The sequence below is a fragment of the Metabacillus sp. FJAT-52054 genome (assembly GCF_037201815.1).
Classification (GTDB): Bacteria; Bacillota; Bacilli; order Bacillales; family Bacillaceae; genus Metabacillus_B; species Metabacillus_B sediminis.
In genome coordinates, this window is sequence record NZ_CP147407.1 from 2,760,902 (window position 1) to 2,777,574 (window position 16,673).

At 43.5% G+C, this 16,673-nt stretch carries 17 protein-coding genes; all 17 read right to left on the bottom strand.

Annotated elements, in window-relative coordinates; translation table 11 throughout:
* Positions 1-4 precede the first annotated feature (4 nt).
* The 17 genes from radC to WCV65_RS14530 all read right to left on the bottom strand — a co-directional run bounded on the left by radC (position 5) and on the right by WCV65_RS14530 (position 16,649).
* Complete coding sequence (gene radC, locus WCV65_RS14450; RefSeq protein ID WP_035405317.1) at positions 5-694, bottom strand: DNA repair protein RadC; 690 nt, start codon at positions 692-694, stop codon at positions 5-7.
* 33 nt (positions 695-727) lie between these two features.
* On the bottom strand, positions 728-1,309 hold the full coding sequence (locus WCV65_RS14455) for a Maf family protein (RefSeq protein WP_338777397.1): 582 nt from the start codon (positions 1,307-1,309) through the stop codon (positions 728-730).
* A 109-nt stretch (positions 1,310-1,418) separates the two neighbouring features.
* Positions 1,419-2,519 carry an endospore germination permease gene (locus tag WCV65_RS14460; protein ID WP_338777399.1) on the bottom strand — a complete coding sequence of 367 codons (1,101 nt, stop codon included), beginning with the start codon at positions 2,517-2,519 and terminating at the stop codon, positions 1,419-1,421.
* Positions 2,520-2,524: 5 nt separating this feature from the next.
* Positions 2,525-2,683 (bottom strand): hypothetical protein, encoded by a 159-nt coding sequence (locus WCV65_RS14465; protein WP_338777401.1) that lies wholly within the window; start codon positions 2,681-2,683, stop codon positions 2,525-2,527.
* Positions 2,673-3,866: a Ger(x)C family spore germination protein gene (locus tag WCV65_RS14470; RefSeq protein ID WP_338777403.1), complete on the bottom strand. Its 1,194-nt coding sequence runs from the start codon at positions 3,864-3,866 to the stop codon at positions 2,673-2,675. Before WCV65_RS14470 ends, WCV65_RS14465 begins: the two co-directional genes overlap by 11 nt.
* Positions 3,863-5,386: a spore germination protein gene (locus WCV65_RS14475; RefSeq protein ID WP_338777405.1), complete on the bottom strand. Its 1,524-nt coding sequence runs from the start codon at positions 5,384-5,386 to the stop codon at positions 3,863-3,865. The genes WCV65_RS14470 and WCV65_RS14475 overlap by 4 nt, the downstream gene beginning before the upstream one ends.
* Positions 5,387-5,515: 129 nt before the next feature.
* Positions 5,516-6,496: an SPOR domain-containing protein gene (locus tag WCV65_RS14480; RefSeq protein ID WP_338777407.1), complete on the bottom strand. Its 981-nt coding sequence runs from the start codon at positions 6,494-6,496 to the stop codon at positions 5,516-5,518.
* A 100-nt stretch (positions 6,497-6,596) separates the two neighbouring features.
* On the bottom strand, positions 6,597-7,415 hold the full coding sequence (locus WCV65_RS14485; protein WP_338777409.1) for a hypothetical protein: 819 nt from the start codon (positions 7,413-7,415) through the stop codon (positions 6,597-6,599).
* Complete coding sequence (locus WCV65_RS14490; RefSeq protein WP_338777411.1) at positions 7,399-8,022, bottom strand: hypothetical protein; 624 nt, start codon at positions 8,020-8,022, stop codon at positions 7,399-7,401. The genes WCV65_RS14485 and WCV65_RS14490 overlap by 17 nt, the downstream gene beginning before the upstream one ends.
* 1 nt (position 8,023) lies before the next feature.
* Positions 8,024-9,031, bottom strand: coding sequence for a pilus assembly protein PilM (gene pilM / locus WCV65_RS14495; RefSeq protein ID WP_338777413.1), 1,008 nt, complete (start codon positions 9,029-9,031; stop codon positions 8,024-8,026).
* A 44-nt stretch (positions 9,032-9,075) separates the two neighbouring features.
* On the bottom strand, positions 9,076-9,843 hold the full coding sequence (locus WCV65_RS14500) for a prepilin peptidase (RefSeq protein ID WP_338777415.1): 768 nt from the start codon (positions 9,841-9,843) through the stop codon (positions 9,076-9,078).
* A gap of 86 nt (positions 9,844-9,929) precedes the next feature.
* Complete coding sequence (locus tag WCV65_RS14505) at positions 9,930-10,373, bottom strand: prepilin-type N-terminal cleavage/methylation domain-containing protein (RefSeq protein WP_338777417.1); 444 nt, start codon at positions 10,371-10,373, stop codon at positions 9,930-9,932.
* A gap of 104 nt (positions 10,374-10,477) precedes the next feature.
* A complete protein-coding gene (locus tag WCV65_RS14510; protein WP_338777418.1) occupies positions 10,478-11,683 on the bottom strand; it encodes a type II secretion system F family protein in 1,206 nt (401 codons plus the stop codon).
* Positions 11,683-12,723, bottom strand: a complete 1,041-nt coding sequence (locus tag WCV65_RS14515) for a type IV pilus twitching motility protein PilT (RefSeq protein WP_035405334.1) — start codon at positions 12,721-12,723, stop codon at positions 11,683-11,685. Before WCV65_RS14515 ends, WCV65_RS14510 begins: the two co-directional genes overlap by 1 nt.
* 15 nt (positions 12,724-12,738) lie before the next feature.
* Positions 12,739-14,406, bottom strand: coding sequence for an ATPase, T2SS/T4P/T4SS family (locus tag WCV65_RS14520; protein WP_338777420.1), 1,668 nt, complete (start codon positions 14,404-14,406; stop codon positions 12,739-12,741).
* A gap of 15 nt (positions 14,407-14,421) precedes the next feature.
* Positions 14,422-15,810 carry a VanW family protein gene (locus WCV65_RS14525; protein WP_338777422.1) on the bottom strand — a complete coding sequence of 463 codons (1,389 nt, stop codon included), beginning with the start codon at positions 15,808-15,810 and terminating at the stop codon, positions 14,422-14,424.
* A gap of 14 nt (positions 15,811-15,824) precedes the next feature.
* Positions 15,825-16,649, bottom strand: coding sequence for a PRC-barrel domain-containing protein (locus WCV65_RS14530; RefSeq protein ID WP_338782308.1), 825 nt, complete (start codon positions 16,647-16,649; stop codon positions 15,825-15,827).
* Positions 16,650-16,673: the final 24 nt, after the last annotated feature.

A 16,673-nucleotide genomic window follows, 5' to 3' on the forward strand; every position in this document is an offset into this window, starting at 1 on the left:
CAGTTTACAAATACCCTTTTTCCTTCAAGCTGATAAATTTTCTGTCCCCGATGATTAAATGATCAAGTAATTCAATTCCAATCATCTTCCCGCATTCTGATAATCTTTTCGTAACTTCGATGTCTTCTCGGCTTGGAGACGGGTCTCCGGAGGGATGGTTGTGGATACAGATAAAAGAAGCTGCGGATCTTCTGAACGCTTCTTTAAACACTTCTCTTGGATGAACAATCGATGCGTTCAGACTTCCGATGAAAACGGTGTGTTTATGGATGACGTGGTTCTTTGTGTTGAGATAAAGACAAACAAAGTGCTCCTGTGTCAGGAATCTCATTTCTTCCATTACGTAATTCGCGCCATCCTGTGGAGATCGAATAACGTAACGATCCTCGCTTGAAAGCTGCAGAATTCTTCTTCCAAGCTCCATGGCTGCCATTATTTGAACAGCTTTCGCTTGTCCAATTCCTGATATAGCAGTCATTTCTTCAATCGATGCATCCTTTAGCAGCCTCAAACCTTCAAAATGAGAAAGCAGCCTTGAGGAGAGCTGAAGAACAGACTCACTGCTCGAGCCTGTCCTTAATAGGATGGCGATCAGCTCCTGATTTGAAAGACTGCCCGGCCCATCATTTAAAAGTCTCTCTCTCGGTCTTTCTTCTGCAGGGAAATCACGGATTTTAAGCAGCGGTACATTCATTAGTTCCTCCTGTCCCCTAGAGCGCTCATCTGTCTAGATCGTAAATCCTATCTCTCTCAATTCCCGAATAACTCTTGATACCGGCAGACCGACCACAGAAAAATAATCTCCTCTGATCTCTTTAACAAAGGCTTTTCCTAGACCCTGTATTCCATAGGATCCTGCCTTATCGAGCGGTTCACCGGTTTCTGCATACGTTTTGATTTCTTCGCCTGATAATTCCCAGAAGGTCACTTCCGTCGAAACATAGAAGCTTCTTTCCTTTTTACCTTTAAAAATAGAGACACCCGTCAATACGTGATGACTTTTTCCAGATAGCAGACTGAGAGTTCTAACTGCTTCCTGCTCGTTTTCTGGCTTTCCAAGAATTTGACCGTCCAAGACGACAATGGTGTCCGCAGCCAATACAAAGGAGTCTGGAAAAGAGTCTGCCGAATGCCATGCTTTCCTGCGCGCTAATTGCATGACGGCATCCTCCGGAGACTGTCCAGGCTCTATCGTTTCGTCTACATCGGTAATCATTACGTTAAATGGGATGTTCAGACTTTCAAGCAGTTCTTTCCTTCTAGGAGAACCGGAAGCTAATATAAGGTGCTGTTCGAGATGCGCGTGCATATGCCGTCCATCCTTTCATGATTCTTAGGGAGATACAGGTGTATCGTATCAAAAGGACAGGGGAAGCACAATTTTTCAAAAAGAGATTTCATTCTTAAAAAACTCACTTTCAGGTGGTCTTATGAAAGCTCTTATGCTTACCAAGAAGTAGACCCGCGGCAAGGAATAAGACAAAAAGCACATATAACGCAAACCACCATAAAGTCCAGTATTTAAGGACGAAATTATTAAAATCTACAATATTCAAGTGTACCTGATTGGACATAATCCACACGAAAAGTATGGAAGGAATCATAAATGGCCTGTAGGTAGTATGCTTAGTCAACGCTTTAAATCCGAGAACAGCCGCCTGAATGCAACATGAGATTTTCACAAATATCCCAAATATCCAAAAAACCCCAATCAGGACTTCCACCCGCTCAAACAGCCTGACAATCGTAATATCCCTCATCATCTCAAATGTAGAATACGTTTGGCGGATTACCAGGTCATAGCCTTGGATCGCAATGCTCATTAATACCGTTAAGGCAAGAACCGCCCCCCCTATAAACATTGCAGTTAAATATGTTCTGCCCAGCCCTTTTTTATTGCTAACATACGTAAAAAAGGAAGACATGATAATAATTTCGATAAAAGGAAAGCCAAGAATCGTGTATGCGCCGTGCCACACAGGCATAACCCCTCTTGAGAAAAACGGTTTGAGATTAGAAAATTCTAACTGATTAAGAACCAAAGCAAGAGAAGCTGCAAGCAATACCAGCGTAATTGGTGTAATAAATTCATTAACTCTGGCCAGGTTATTCAATCCAAAGAAAACGGAGTACATGGCAATCAGCAGAATTAGCACCTGAAAACTGGCTGGACTGCTCTCCGGGCTGATCGATGTCGTCATAAAATTGCTTAAATTCCTCACAATATATGCGGCCAGATTCAGGGCATAAAAAATAATCATCCCATTTACAAAAAAGCTCATAACCTTCCCCAAAACCTTTTCAGTAATTTCGAAAATAGAAGCATAATGATATTTCTTCATAAGCCATATAAGCAGGAAATTCAGAAGCAGCCCCATCACACTGGCTGTGACGGTTGAAACCCATGCTTCATTTTTTGCAAATGTAGCCGTTAGACCAGGAGCCATTAAAATGGAGCTGCCCGTTACAAAGCTGATGACCAATAAAAATAACTGCTGCTTGGAAATAACATGATTCATAATGATTAGCTCCCTCCAAACATCAGTCTGTATACAGGATCCATGACAAAAATAATCCAATCATCTATGGGGAAGACATCCATATGGAAAAAGGAAAGCACCCCGTAGCTTGCTGTAATCAGCCAAAAACCAGTAAGCGTCAGCGTATATTTTTTATTTTTCATAGACACTTTTCAACCTCAGGCCCGTTTGCTGAATGGTTATATCGGCAGAAGTATCAAGCTGAGCCATTTTAAATTTTTTATCCCATTGGTCTTTTATTTTTTTCCATTCAGAATAACGGTTTTCATAAAGCAGCTGTCGGAGACCAAGCATATCAACATTATTTTTTACTGCTGTTTGAAAAGCTTGCTGCATTTCCCGCTGAAGCTTTTCCTCTGCTTTTTTTTCAATTTGTTTAATCTGCGCTCCATTTTCAAGAGCAATCGGACATGTAACCTCCTGAACCTCCGCAGCAGCTGACAAAGTAGCTTTATAAGACAGAGGATCTGTTGACAGATTTTCCAGCTTTCCCTTTGTTTCTTTAAATTTGACGCCGATTATTTCATCAGGATATCCAGGGCACTCCACGGTCGTTTCAAATCCATCCACGTTATTACCGAGAAAGGCCCATCCTCTCGATTCGCCGGGAGTAAACCATCCTGCCAGCTTATCATCATTAAAAAAAGCAAATCCGGTCATTTCAAACATCTTCTGGTTCCCATCAATGTCATCCAGCACTGCCGTTTGAGCCGCATCCGCTTCGGGGATCTTTTTTTTGATTCCCGGTATAACCGGCTCCGTATATCCCCCGTAATTCCAGCGGATAATATCCTGCAGCTCCACTCCCTTCTGCAGCCCCATGCTGCCGCCGTATACATCAATTCTTCTGGCTATGGAAAGAGAGGGCATATTTTGAATGGGAATATAAACAGAGAATAATTCCTTGGCAGTACTCTCCTTCGCTACAAAGACATTGACGTTGTCTCTTATTTGATAGAACCTTTCCAAATAATCCAAAATTGGCAGTAATCCTTTGCTTTTCGCAAATTCCTCTCCAATTAAAATAACGGAAAGATGGGCAAAGTAAATTTTTCTCGAAAACATATTCCGTGCCTTCTCCATGATCTCCGTTATGGAACTGCCGCTGATTGTGTAAGTGTAAACAGCTCCGCCTGCGCCTCCGGATTCAGTAGCGCCTTTAGATTTAGCGGTCGCACCAGGATTAACAAGCTGAATCGACATGCTCATTCCTTCCGGACTCACATCAAATCCAAGGCCTGATACGATAATCAGTTCATTCAGCTCGATCCTTCCGCAGGAGGTGAGAAGAAGAAGGAGCGACAAAATGAGCGGCCATTTCCTCATGCTGATCCCCCGCTCTCCTGTTTCTTTTGAATCCGCTTATACAGTTTTGTATTTGTCATCCACAGCGGCATCCTTAAAAAGCCATCCTTCTGCTGATCCAGACTGAAGGGAGCAAATGGCTGAAAATACGGGACCCCTGCTGAGGTAAGGGAAGCTAAATGAATGACTAATGCGATAAAAAAAATGATCATTCCATAAATTCCAAGCGTCGCAGCAATGACCATTAATAAAAATCGCAGCAGCCTGCTTGCTCCTGAAAAAGAATAATATGGAGCAACGAAGCTGGATATCGCAGTTAAGGAAACGACGATGACAATGGCCGGTGAAACAAGTCCTGCCGCAACGGCCGACTCACCGATTACAATTGCTCCAACGATTGAAACAGCAGATCCGACCGGTCTCGGCATCCGGACTCCAGCCTCACGGAGAATTTCAAAAATAACCTCCATTAACAGAGCTTCTACAAATGCCGGAAATGGCACCCCTTCCCGTTGAGCAGCAAGACTAATCAGGAGTTCTGAAGGAATGAGCTCTTGATGAAATGTAGTTACAGCTATGTAAGCAGCAGGAAAAGCGAGTCCGATCGCATAGGCAATCAGTCTGATAATACGGACGAGAGAAGCGATATCATAATTTTGGTAATAATCCTCGGCCGCCTGAAAAAAAGCCCAAAAGGTAGCGGGGGCAATAATACAAAATGGGGTTCCCTCCATCATAATGATGACTTTCCCCTCCGTAAGAGCAGAGGCTGCCACGTCAGGCCTCTCCGTAGATAAAAAAACAGGAAAAGGGGTTAATTTATTTTCTTTAAGCAGTTCCTCGAGCATGCCTGTTTCAAATAATTTATCCGTTTCAAGCATCGACAATTTTGAACGGATATGGTTCAAAACCTTTTTATCTACTAGCCCTTCAATATACCCTATTACGATTTTCGTTTGCGTAATTTTCCCTGCCCTTAATGATTCAAAGTAAAGCATCGGAGTCGATATCCTTCTTCTCAAAAGGGGGATGTTATCCGCAATCATCTCCACAAACCCCTCACGTGGTCCGCGAACCATCGTTTGAGACTGAGGCTCTTCAATGGTCCGGCTCTTCCAGGAGGTTAAAGGGATTGTATATGCAAAGGATTGCCCGTCCATAAATAGGGCAACCCCGCCTCTTATGATGAGATCGGCCACATCTGCAAAATGAACAGCGGTCTTTAATCCAGCCGAAGTGCTTACCGTATTCTGGATCCAGCCTTTCTTTGCAGGAACGCCTTCCTGTACCTGATTCAAAATAGGAGACACGATAAATTCTTCAATTTGCTTGCGATCTGCCATATTTTCAAGGTAAACCACCATAAAAGAGAACGATTCCCGGGGATAAGTCTGGATGACAAGATCATCACTTTTTCCGAACAAACGTGAAATGACCGCCTCATTTTCAGCCATTCTTTCCGTAATTGGAAGAGCAGCCCAGCCCAAACGCTTTTCTTCCAATTCTTTAATCCGGTCTCTTTTACTTTTAGAACGCAGCAATGGAACCGCTCCTCTCCAAAAAGCTTGATGTCCTCAGTATGCTTCACAAATATTACCTTATTCACGATTCACACCCTCTCGCTGAAGGCAAAAAAAAAGAACACTCCCTATTTGAAGTGTCCTCTTCATTCATTTCCCCGCATTCAGCCCGTCCAAAATAAATTGCTGCGCTTTCCAGCCGCTTGCAGAAGATGTATCCATGGAAAGCTGTTTAGCCGCGGATAACAGATTTTTTTTCAAAGCTGAATCCTCTTTCACACGGTTGATGCCTTCTGATGCCGCCTTAATCTGGTCAGATTCAGGTTTTCCTCCAGAAATGATTTGAAGAGATACAGCTGATAAGCTGGCGGCCGCTTTTTGCAGGGCTTCCGACGAATCCCCGGTGCTTGCAACCGGCCACTCTGTCTGTTTTCCACCCCATGCTTCCACCTGTTTTTCCTGAAAAGCTTTGCTCAATGCACTTGTTTCTTCCTTAGAAAACCCAATACCTCCATAAACGAAGAAAGCACCATTTTCTTCCCTGACCACAGCCGCATAACCGCTGTTCTTAAGCTCACCCGCTACCTCTTCAGCTGAGGCTCGCGATGAAAATTTTCCGTTTTGGACAACATAAGTTCCGATCTTTCCCGCTGCGGACGGAATGGCAGCTGGAGATGGCTTTTCTCCGGACTGAGAAGGTGCCGGCTCAACACCCGGATCTGTCCCGCCATCTGCCGGGTTGGCAGCTGCGGGCATATCATCATTGGAAATGACATTCAATGCAATAAATCCGAATGAAATTCCCAATACGACCGCTACGATAACCGTAAACAAAAATTGTTTAATCGGAATAAGCCGATCCTGTACGCCTTTTGTATCCGAAGGGAAAGAAAACCCCTTTTTCTTCTCCTTCTTCTGAACGATCACTTTTGGATCTTCTTCATATACATCTCCCTCATCATCAGGCAGGATCCACTGAAACTCCTCCTTCTCCCGCTCTGCCGATGCGGCAGCTTCTCTTGCAGCATTCTCCTCCCATGAAGTGAAGGGAATGACGGAGTCTTTTCCACGTTCAGGTTCACCATTCATCCTAATCTTAATGGTACGCCCTTTATTCTGCTGCTTGTCCATTCCATCACCGTCCCCATATGGCAACTTTCCTCCATGCTAGCACAGCGAAATCAAAAAAAAACAAGACATTTGTCGTCTTGTTCGAAAAGGTTTTCGCCAACTATTCGGTCGTTTCGCCAATGTTTTCGTCCGATGGCGATTTGAACGGATCAATAACACTGCCGGGATCTGAATTTGGAAATGGAGGCAGCTGGTCTTTTAGATCTTCAAGGTCCGGCATATAGTAGGCGGAGACGATGACGTCGTATTTGAGAGGGACGTCGGCCGTTTCTTCCTTCCCAGCCGATTCGGTGTTCGTAATTGTTACTGATTCAATTTGAGTGATTCTCTTTAAAGACTCCAATGTTTCTAAAAATCGCTTTACTCCGCTGTAATCTTCAGATTCCAAATTAACAGTAATGGATACTTTTTTCATTCCTGCCGGAAGGGCGGGCAGATCGGCTGCAGGCTCACCAGCCGAACCTTCCTGGGAACTGCTGTCTGCTGCGGGAGCTTCTGAAGCCGCTGCACCTGAAGTTTCTTCCCCTGCATCTGCACTTGCAGCAGCTGTTTCTTCTTCTTTCTTCTGATCTGCTGTTTGATCTGTAAAATCCTGATCAGAAAACAAAGCCGATTTAACGGTGCTCCCTGAAAGTGTTTCAGCTTTTTCTAAATCGAGCAGAAACTGTTCTTCAAAGCGATTATTCGGTACCTCCATCTGCAGTTCAGCAAGAGAATACTGATCAAGAATAGCATTCGCTCCTCCACTCGTGCTTGTCGGAGACAAAAGCTCTTCAGTAGTTGCAATGTTTTTTTGATAGGACTCCTGCTGCTTAGCGATCGGACTTAGGATCAGTGATTGAAAAGCAGCATAGGCGCCGCCTAAAATCGCAAGGGATAAGACAGCAGCAATGAGATGCTTCCTATTGAACTGAATCATCCTGCTTGTCCCCCTTCTCCTGTATTTCTTTCCACTTTGCACGATTGAGCTCCAATTCGAACGTAGCAAGATACGGCTTTTGTGTTTTCAGTGAAGCTGATTCTTCCTCATCTTCATTTGCCGCGCTGACCTGTTCCTGTGTACTCATTTCCGTCAGCTTCACTGTTTGAAAATAAGGGATCTCTTTTAAACGGTTTAAATAGAATGCGGCTTCTCTGGATTCCTCTAAATGAATAGAAAGGGTTAATTTATTCGCTTCTGTATATCCAAGTGATTGAAAGTAGCCGCTATTCGGCAGCCTCCCTTTCAGGTCCTCCATAATAGGAACAAATTCAACCGGATAATCTTCTGTCCAAGTGACAGCATTCGCCAGCGTGGTAAAGGCACTTCCGCTTCCAGCACCGTCAGTCTCAGCTGTAACAGCCAGCTGCTCCTGAAGAGCCAGGTCCTCCTGTTTTAAACGCTGGACCTTTGCTTCTTCCGAGCTGAATTGATTTTGCATAAACAATAATAATAAAATAGCTGTAAGTGCCAGCAGCCCCATTACCAGAAGTGAAGCATAGTTTTTACGCTTTCTTTCAGGCAGTAAATTAATTTCGGCAAGCATGCTATTCCACCTCTTTTAGCGCAAGACCGAGCAAAACGTCAAATTTCCCGGGCAATGCCTCATTTGATGGTGTGTAAATCGACTCTCTTAAAATACTGGTAACAGGCATTCCTGCTGCAGCCGTAATTTTTTCTGACAGCTCCTTTATTAACGGATGGTCACCCGCCAAGAAGACTCTATCAATTTTACGGTTGCCCTCATGAAGAGTATATTGATAAAAATTCATAACCCGTTCAATCTCACGCAGACTGTCTTCGAAAACGGATAAGACTTCCTCATAGGTTTGAGTTTTATGGGTAAGTTTAAAATATTCCCCGGATGCGGATAAATACTGACAGTCCCAATCCTTAATTTGAACAGCAATCGGAAGACTTCTCATCATGAGCAGTTCATCCTGTTCGAAAATCGAGAACGTCACTGATTTCATATTGGTTTGGATAAGAAGACTGCTTTCTAAACCAGGCTGCTTTCCCTGCAATTTGTTATGAAGTCTAAATAAACAGAGCGGGGAGATATCGGCCACTGTAGCCATTAATCGATGCTGATCTAAAAACCTGACGTAATCCTGAACCGCTGCTTCTGGAGCAGCAAACAAATAAACATCCTTGCTTTTACCGGAGCGGTCGATAATCTGCACGTCAAATATGGGATCTTCAAAAGGGAGATGAATGCTATTTCCAAGCTCTGTGTATAAATACCCCTTCATCTCATCTTCAAGAATATCATCTGGAACTTCTACCTTTTTCACAACAACAAATGAGTCCGGTACAATAAATCTAATTTTTTTTCGTTTAAGCGACCATTCCTGCTTGCATTCTTCAAGAATCAGGGAAAGCTTATCATAATCCTGAATCCGGCCGTTGCTAATGATCCCTTCCGGAAGAAAGTGCTCTCCAAATCCGCTGATTTCCAAAGGATCTAAAGACTTGAGCTCAAGGTATTGAATAGAATAGTCGGTAAAAAGCAAATTGGCAACAGATGCTCTGGGACGGAATAGAGAGAGTTTCATGCAAAAGCTCCTTTGTCAAAATTACCCGGTTAATCCGGGAGAATTTAAAAGAATATGAATACCGATACATACCAGTCTATCAATCTTTCACCCCAGAAATAAGAAACAAGGGCCCCTAGAACAATAAATGGTCCGAAAGGAAAAGGCTTTCCCCTCTTTACTTTTCCAGCCGCCATACCGAACAAACCGGCAACAGTCCCAAAAAGCGTGGAAAGAAAGAATGCGAGAAGAACGAGCTTCCATCCAAGTGCTGCTCCAAGCACCCCAAGCAGCTTCATATCCCCCGCTCCCATACCTCCCCGGCTTGCAAGGATAATGACGAACGGGATAAAAACGCCTAACAGGATACCGGCAATCGGATCCCACCAAGGATGGAGAGGGATAAAAATCCGCTCAATCAGTAAAAGCGGGAGAAAAACAAGCAGCACTTTATCCGGTATGATCATATAGCGGATGTCAGATACCATAATAATCGAGCATAGAGAGATAAGAGTTAGAGCGACCGTCAATTCCTTTGACCATCCCACCAAAAGCGGTGATATCGTGAAAAGAATAGCCGTAAGAAGTTCCATCAGAGGATAAATAGGTGAAATCGGTTTTCTGCAGTTTGCACAAGCACCTTTTTGAAATAAATAGGAGAAAATCGGCACTAATTCCTTCGCAGACAGCTGATGACTGCAACCTGGACAAGCCGAACGGGGACGGACAATAGATTGTCCTTCAGGAACACGAAGACCAACAACATTAAAGAAGGAACCAAGAACCGCTCCAAGGATAAAGAGATATGTATGGATGATGAGTGGGAGAATCATGATGGGTTCACCTTCTTGTTGGGATTTAGGGTTTAGGTGGGGGGAATTAGAAAGATTAAGTCCTCCCGGGGGAGGACTTATCCATTCTATGGATTCTGTACGTCTTCTCTAGTGAGTAATTTCACTTCTTTAGCGTTAATGTATGTTGGTGGATTGGCTGTAGCATCACTAATAAGAGTTACTTTAAACTCAAGAGCCTTGGTAGTTGCATTTTTAGTAACCGCAACAACTGAAGTTGTAGTATTGTATCCTTTATCGCTTGGATTTTTAATATCTTCAATTTGTCCATCATCTAATAGAGACTTCAAAGTAATAGTAGTAGGAACTTCCAGCTTGTTTGCAGCAATGTGCATTCTCGCAGAGTTAGCCATTTGCTGTGCATTTGCAATGTGTGCATCTTTCTTTGAATTACTGATAATTCCGCCAATTGCGGGAATAGCGATTGCAGCGATAATTCCAAGGATAACGACAACAGCCAACAATTCAATCAGTGTCAAACCGCGCTGATTCTTAAACATTTTTTTAAACATGGTACAGGTATCCCCCTAATTTTAGTTAGTAAATTTAACCCAATTCACTAGATTTATTATACAACACCCTTAGGCATTCCGATAGATATTTTTGACAAATATTTTTACTTGACATGATTAAAAATATCAAACATCGGGACTATTATCGCTATGACTATTGTACCTACAATTCCAGCTAGAAGTACGATCATTAGCGGTTCAATAATTGATTTAAGCCGGTCTGTGCTGGTTTCAACTTCCTCTTCATAAAAGTCGGCTACTTTCCCGAGCATTGAATCAAGTGAACCGGTTTCTTCGCCGATTGCGATCATTTGTGTGATCAGCGGGGGAAAGGCCCAGTGCTTCCGCATTGGTTCCGTTATGGAGTAGCCATTTTCCAGTGATATTTTTGATTCGGCAATGACTTTTGCAATCACTTCATTTTCCACCACTTTTTCAACGATGCCCATAGCTTGCAGAATCGGGACCGAGCTTGAAAAAAGAGAGCTCAAGGTTCTTGTCATTCGGGCCAGGACAGCTTTTTGAATCATTTTCCCGAAAATCGGCAGCTTTAAGGCCACTAAATCCAGATAGTAGCGAGTTGCTGGGGTTTTCCTCATAACTACAAAGGCTGCTGTTAAAAGGGCGAATATAATGAGCAATACCCACCAGTAAACCTGCATAAAATTACTGGCATTGAGCACAACCTGCGTAATAACAGGAAGCTCTGCCCCAAACCCTTCAAACATCGTAACAAACGTAGGCACAACAGATAACAGAAGGAAAATGACTACTCCAACCGCAACCACAGCTACGGCCATCGGATAGGCAAGGGCAGATTGGATTTTCTGCTTTGTCCTGTTTTGTTTTTCATAGTGTTCAGCAAGCCTTTCAAGCGTTTCATCCATGTTTCCACTCGCTTCACCGGCTCGAATCATATTTACAAACATACCCGAGAATATTTTGCTGTGCTTGGACGATGCGGCAGATAGAGGATTTCCTGACCTCATATCTTCCTCCATCTGCTCAAGCGCTCTTCGAAGCGCCTTGCTTTCGGTTTGCTTTGCGAGAATGTTTGTAGAGTCAACAACTGATATTCCCGCTTTCAGAAGTGTGGAGAATTGACGCAAAAAAATGACGAAATCCTGAAGCTTAACCGGGTTCCCGATGCTGATGTCCTTAGTCAAAAAGGTTTCCGGTACTTCGTTTAGCTTCGTAACCCGGATTCCTGATTCACCAAGCTTTAAAACAGCTTCTCTTTTAGACGGAGCGGTCAGTTTCCCGCTCACTTTGCCTTTTTTATCGCGGCCTTCATATTGATATCTTCCCATTACTCCACCGCTCCCTGCATGTATGGCAATGCGGTTTCCCTTTCAATAATTCCGCTTTTCACAAATTCTTCGAGCTTGCTTTGAAACGAATGCATTCCCTGTGCACGGCTTGTCTGGATTACACTTGGAATTTGATGTGTTTTTTCATTGCGAATCAGATTGGCAACAGCTGAATTATTCAATAATATTTCAGTTACCGCTCTTCTTCCTTTACGATCGGCGGTCGGAAAAAGCCTTTGAGAAACTACACCGATCAGCACAGATGCAATCTGAAGCCGGATTTGCGGCTGCTGATTGGCTGGAAACACATCGATCATTCGGTCAATGGTCGTAGATGCCGACGATGTATGGAGCGTGGCCAGCACCAGATGCCCGGTTTCCGCAGCAGTAATCGCTGTATGAATGGTTTCCAAATCGCGAAGCTCCCCGACCAGAATCACATCTGGGTCCTGCCGCAATGCAGCTTTTAGCCCTGTTGCAAATGTAGTCGTGTCAAATCCGACTTCTCTTTGCTCAACCACGCATTTTTGATGCTTGTGCAAATACTCAATCGGATCTTCAAGTGTGATGATATGTTTGCGGATTGTTTTATTCATATAATCAATCATGGCTGCAAGTGTAGTAGACTTGCCGCTCCCTGTCGGACCGGTTACGAGCAAGAGTCCGTGGGGCTTGTCCACCATATCTTTTAGAATCGGAGGCAATTCCATTGAATCTATCGATGGAATGGTTCTTGGTACAATTCGGATGGAAAGAGAGATGCACGACCTCTGTCTGAAGGCATTGATCCGGAATCTTGAAATACCGGGAATTCCGTAAGAGAAGTCCAGTTCCCCTTTTTCCTCAAAAAGGGCCCATTTTGTTTTCGAAATGATCGCTTTGGCCATGCCTTCCGTATCAGCCGGCATTAGCGGTTTATCCCCCATTTTAATCAAGTCTCCGTTTATTCGAAGGACAGGAGGCACGCCAACGGATAAATGAATATCAGACGCCTGGCGTTCGTAGGCAGTTGTTAAAATGGAATCAATTTGACTTTTCATTTAGGCCTTCACCTTTTATTCCGGCATCGCAACCCGGAGAATTTCTTCTGTTGTCGTAAGCCCTTGCTTCACTTTTAATAGGCCGTCGTCAATCAAAAAGATGGTTTTGTTTTTCACTGCTAAATCACGAAGGACAGAGAACGGTTCGTTGTTTAAAATGAGCCGTCTCATCTCATCATCAATCATTAAAAGCTCATGGATGGCAATTCTTCCTTTATAGCCAGTCATGTTGCACATCCCGCAGCCTTTGCCTCTAGCTGTTTTTTCAATACGGAGTCCTCTGCGGGCAAAAATTTCTGCTTCCCGCTTTGTCACAGTCTGCTCCTCTGCACAATCCCGGCAAACCTTCCTGACAAGCCGCTGAGACACGACGCCTGTCAGAGAGGACGCCACTAGAAAAGGTTCCACTCCCATATCAATCAGACGGGTAACCGTACCAAGCGAATCATTCGTATGAAGCGTGCTCAGCACAAGATGCCCGGTCAGCGAGGCTCTTACAGCAATTTCCGCTGTTTCGCGATCCCGGATCTCCCCGACCATAATGATATTCGGATCCTGACGCAGCATCGATCGAAGTCCTTTTGCAAACGTCATTCCCACATTGGCATTGACCTGGATCTGGTTGATCCCTTCCAGCTGATATTCAACAGGGTCTTCAATCGTAATAATATTTACTGCTTCACTATTTAGCCTGTTAAGGGCCGCATAGAGAGTGGATGATTTACCTGATCCCGTTGGCCCCGTTATTAAGACAATGCCGGTCGGCTGTTCAATTAGACTATTAAATCGCTGAAGGTTCAGACTGTTGAAGCCGAGTTTGTCCAAATCATTCAGTGTGCTGCCTAAATCCAAAATCCTCATTACAATTTTCTCGCCATAAACAGTGGGAAGTGTAGAAACACGCAAATCCAATGGATTCAGGTTTATAACGGTTTTTATCCTTCCATCCTGAGGAACCCGATGCTCGGTTATATCAAGATTCGACATGATTTTTATTCTGGCTGTCAGGACGCTTTGCATGTGCTTTGGCAGCGTCCGTTCATTTTTCAGAACCCCGTCTACACGGTAGCGGATCAATATTTTCGTTTCATGCGGATCAATATGAATATCACTAGCTTTTTGCTGAACAGCACTTTGCAGGATCTGATTGACCATGCGGACGATTGGGGAATCATCTCCGGTAATCGTTTCTTCCTCTACTTTTTCTTCAACAGATATTTGATCCATAAAGTCTGACATACTATCATCAGACTCATAATATTTTGAAATAGCTTTATTGAGATCGTCCTTGGAAGCAATCGCCGTCTGAATCTGAAACCCAGTCGCTAAGCGCAAATCATCGACTGTATAAAAATCCATTGGGTCAGCCATGGCAACGAAAAGCTTGTCTCCATCTTTCTTGAGTGGAATAACCAGGTTTCGTTTTGCCATTTCTTTAGGAACAATATTCATAATTTTTTGATCAAATGGATATCTATAGAGACTGATATGAGGAATACCAAGCTGAAATTCCAGCACTTCAATCAGCTGCTGTTCCGTCATGAATCCTCTCTCTACTAATGCGTCACCAATCTTCTGGCCTTTTTGCTTTTCTGAAAGAGTCTGATTCAGCTGTTCTTCCGTGATGAGGCCGGCTTCTACAAGAAGATCGCCTAGCCGTTTACGGGTTGTGGTCAAATTCATTCGCCCCCGCCTGTTTTATTTTTCAATGGGCTCTTCTTCTGAAGCAGTATTTTCACCTTGTGCTTCCGGCTGCTTATCAGACTGCGAATTTTCAGCTGGAACAGCTTTCTCTTCTTCAGACTGATTTGTTTCATCAGCAGGCTGCTCACTTGCAGGAGGCTGCTGTACTTCTGCTGCCGGCAGGCTGTCAGGGTTCAAAGGCCCTGCTGGCACGGTGGTCCCTTCAGGTAAACCAGTCTCAGGATTTAATAAATTATTAATAACCTCATCTACTACTTCAATCGGCTGATAATAGCGTTTTTCAAGGATTTCATGAATCGGAGGATAAAAATCTTCTGCGATTTCTTCAATCCCCTGCGGATAGCCTTGCTGATCCGTTACCCGTCTTGTCACTTTAACTAAAATTCCATCCGCACCATCGCGAATTTTTTTCTCTTCCCCTACAGAAAGAGAAGTATTGTAACGAATAATTTGTTTAAAAGGGAAATACTCAGGTTCCGCAATAACCGGTTCATATGTGTATAAAAGAGGTTTCCCGGATATCTTAACCGCCAGGTTCTCTCCAGAAATTTCAAAAACGAGAGTGTAATCTGTCTGATTTGGGTTGAAAATTTTTAAATCCATTTCTTTAGGGATAATCTTTGCTTCAAATCCCGGATCGGTGTAAGGCGGGGCAACTACTCCTGTGTGCCTTTCTACAACAACAAAATTTGTTCCAAGCACCGTTTTAAAAACAGCTGAAGCGATCATTCCGAGCGAATCCTGGTTAGTCGCTTCGGGGAATTGCTCCACTAGGGACCATTGAGATAATGCTTTCACTTTTATTGAAGGATTGGATTTGACAAACTTGAGTATTTCCGGATCGTCAACAGGGACAGGCAAACTTGCCTCGTGAATAATCTGCTCTTCACCTGCAACATATTTTTCTAAATGATAGTGCAGTCCAGCTTCAAGCTTTGCAGCTGATTCTGTTAACTGCTTTTTAATTTGGTCCATATCAATTTGAGCGGCGTCATTTGAAGCTAAATCAGTTAAAATACGATCAACGAGCATGCTGTCCAAAGAAACTTCAAGCTGGGAAGGCTGGCCATCTGCTGCATTGCGAACACTTTCATCTACTTTAAATTGAATGGCTGCTTCCGGAAGAATTTCTTCCTGCTTGAGGAAAGTCAGCTTTATTGGATTAGCACTGCGCCAATCCTTTATGGAGTCCTCTACTTTTTGTGCTGCTTCTCTTTGAGGCAGACCCGATATATCTATGGAGGCAATTTGCGTGTTAGGTTTAAACCGGTCACCATTACTCAGGTAATCCCACACAGCTTCACCTGCGTAGGAAAACCCGGTCAAATAGGCGGTACAAATAAGGAGGGCGAGGAATACCTTTAAAAGCTTTGAGTTTCTCACCGATTCATTACTCCTCACATTTCAACGTTCATTGATAATTCAACAATTATTCCAGGACCTTCTTCTTGAGCATGGCGAATCGCTTCCGCTGTAAGGAGGCTGTCTTTTTTCACCAGAATATGCCCCGATTTTGTATAAATATCTTTTAAAACTCTCTTGCCTTCAAGAAGCTGAAGCTGTTTTTCTTTAATATCATTCATCGGCTGGGACGCATATCCCATAGACTTGGGCTCATGCGTAAATACAGGTTCTGACACAATCTCAGGCTCTGCAGGAGCTGGAGCAGGCATTTCCGATACAGGAATGGTTACTGCAACAATTTCTTCTGGTTCGATAGCGTTTTGCCCTGCCAATTCCTCTGGTGCCGAATGGAAATGAACATCCTCTTTTACGACAAGAATATCCTTTCCGAAGGTCATTACATCACTTGATGCAATGGTCACCTGCTTTTCCTTATGGCCGATTTGGAGTCCAAGAATTAATCCGTTATCCTCATCAACAAAAAATTCCTTTGCTTCTCCTAATAACTGGCCTTTCCGAGTCATAACACGAGTATCATTTATTTTAATCCGCTTATTCACAAGCTGGTTGGCAATGGGAATTTCGTTTAAATCAATAATAGAATTTTCTGATTCAATTGTTACCGCATATTCTCCGATTCCCACAATCTTCTTAAATGGAATCGCTTTAACGCTTACCTGCCACTCTGCATGCTCAACCGTAAGGAAATCAACCGTTCCCTTTTCCGGATTGATTACCAAAGATTTCACTTCTCCAGCCTCTGTTCCTTCAGTAATACAAACGATTGGCAATCCGACTATTTCAATACTTTTTTTCATCATTCACCACATCCAATAGATTAA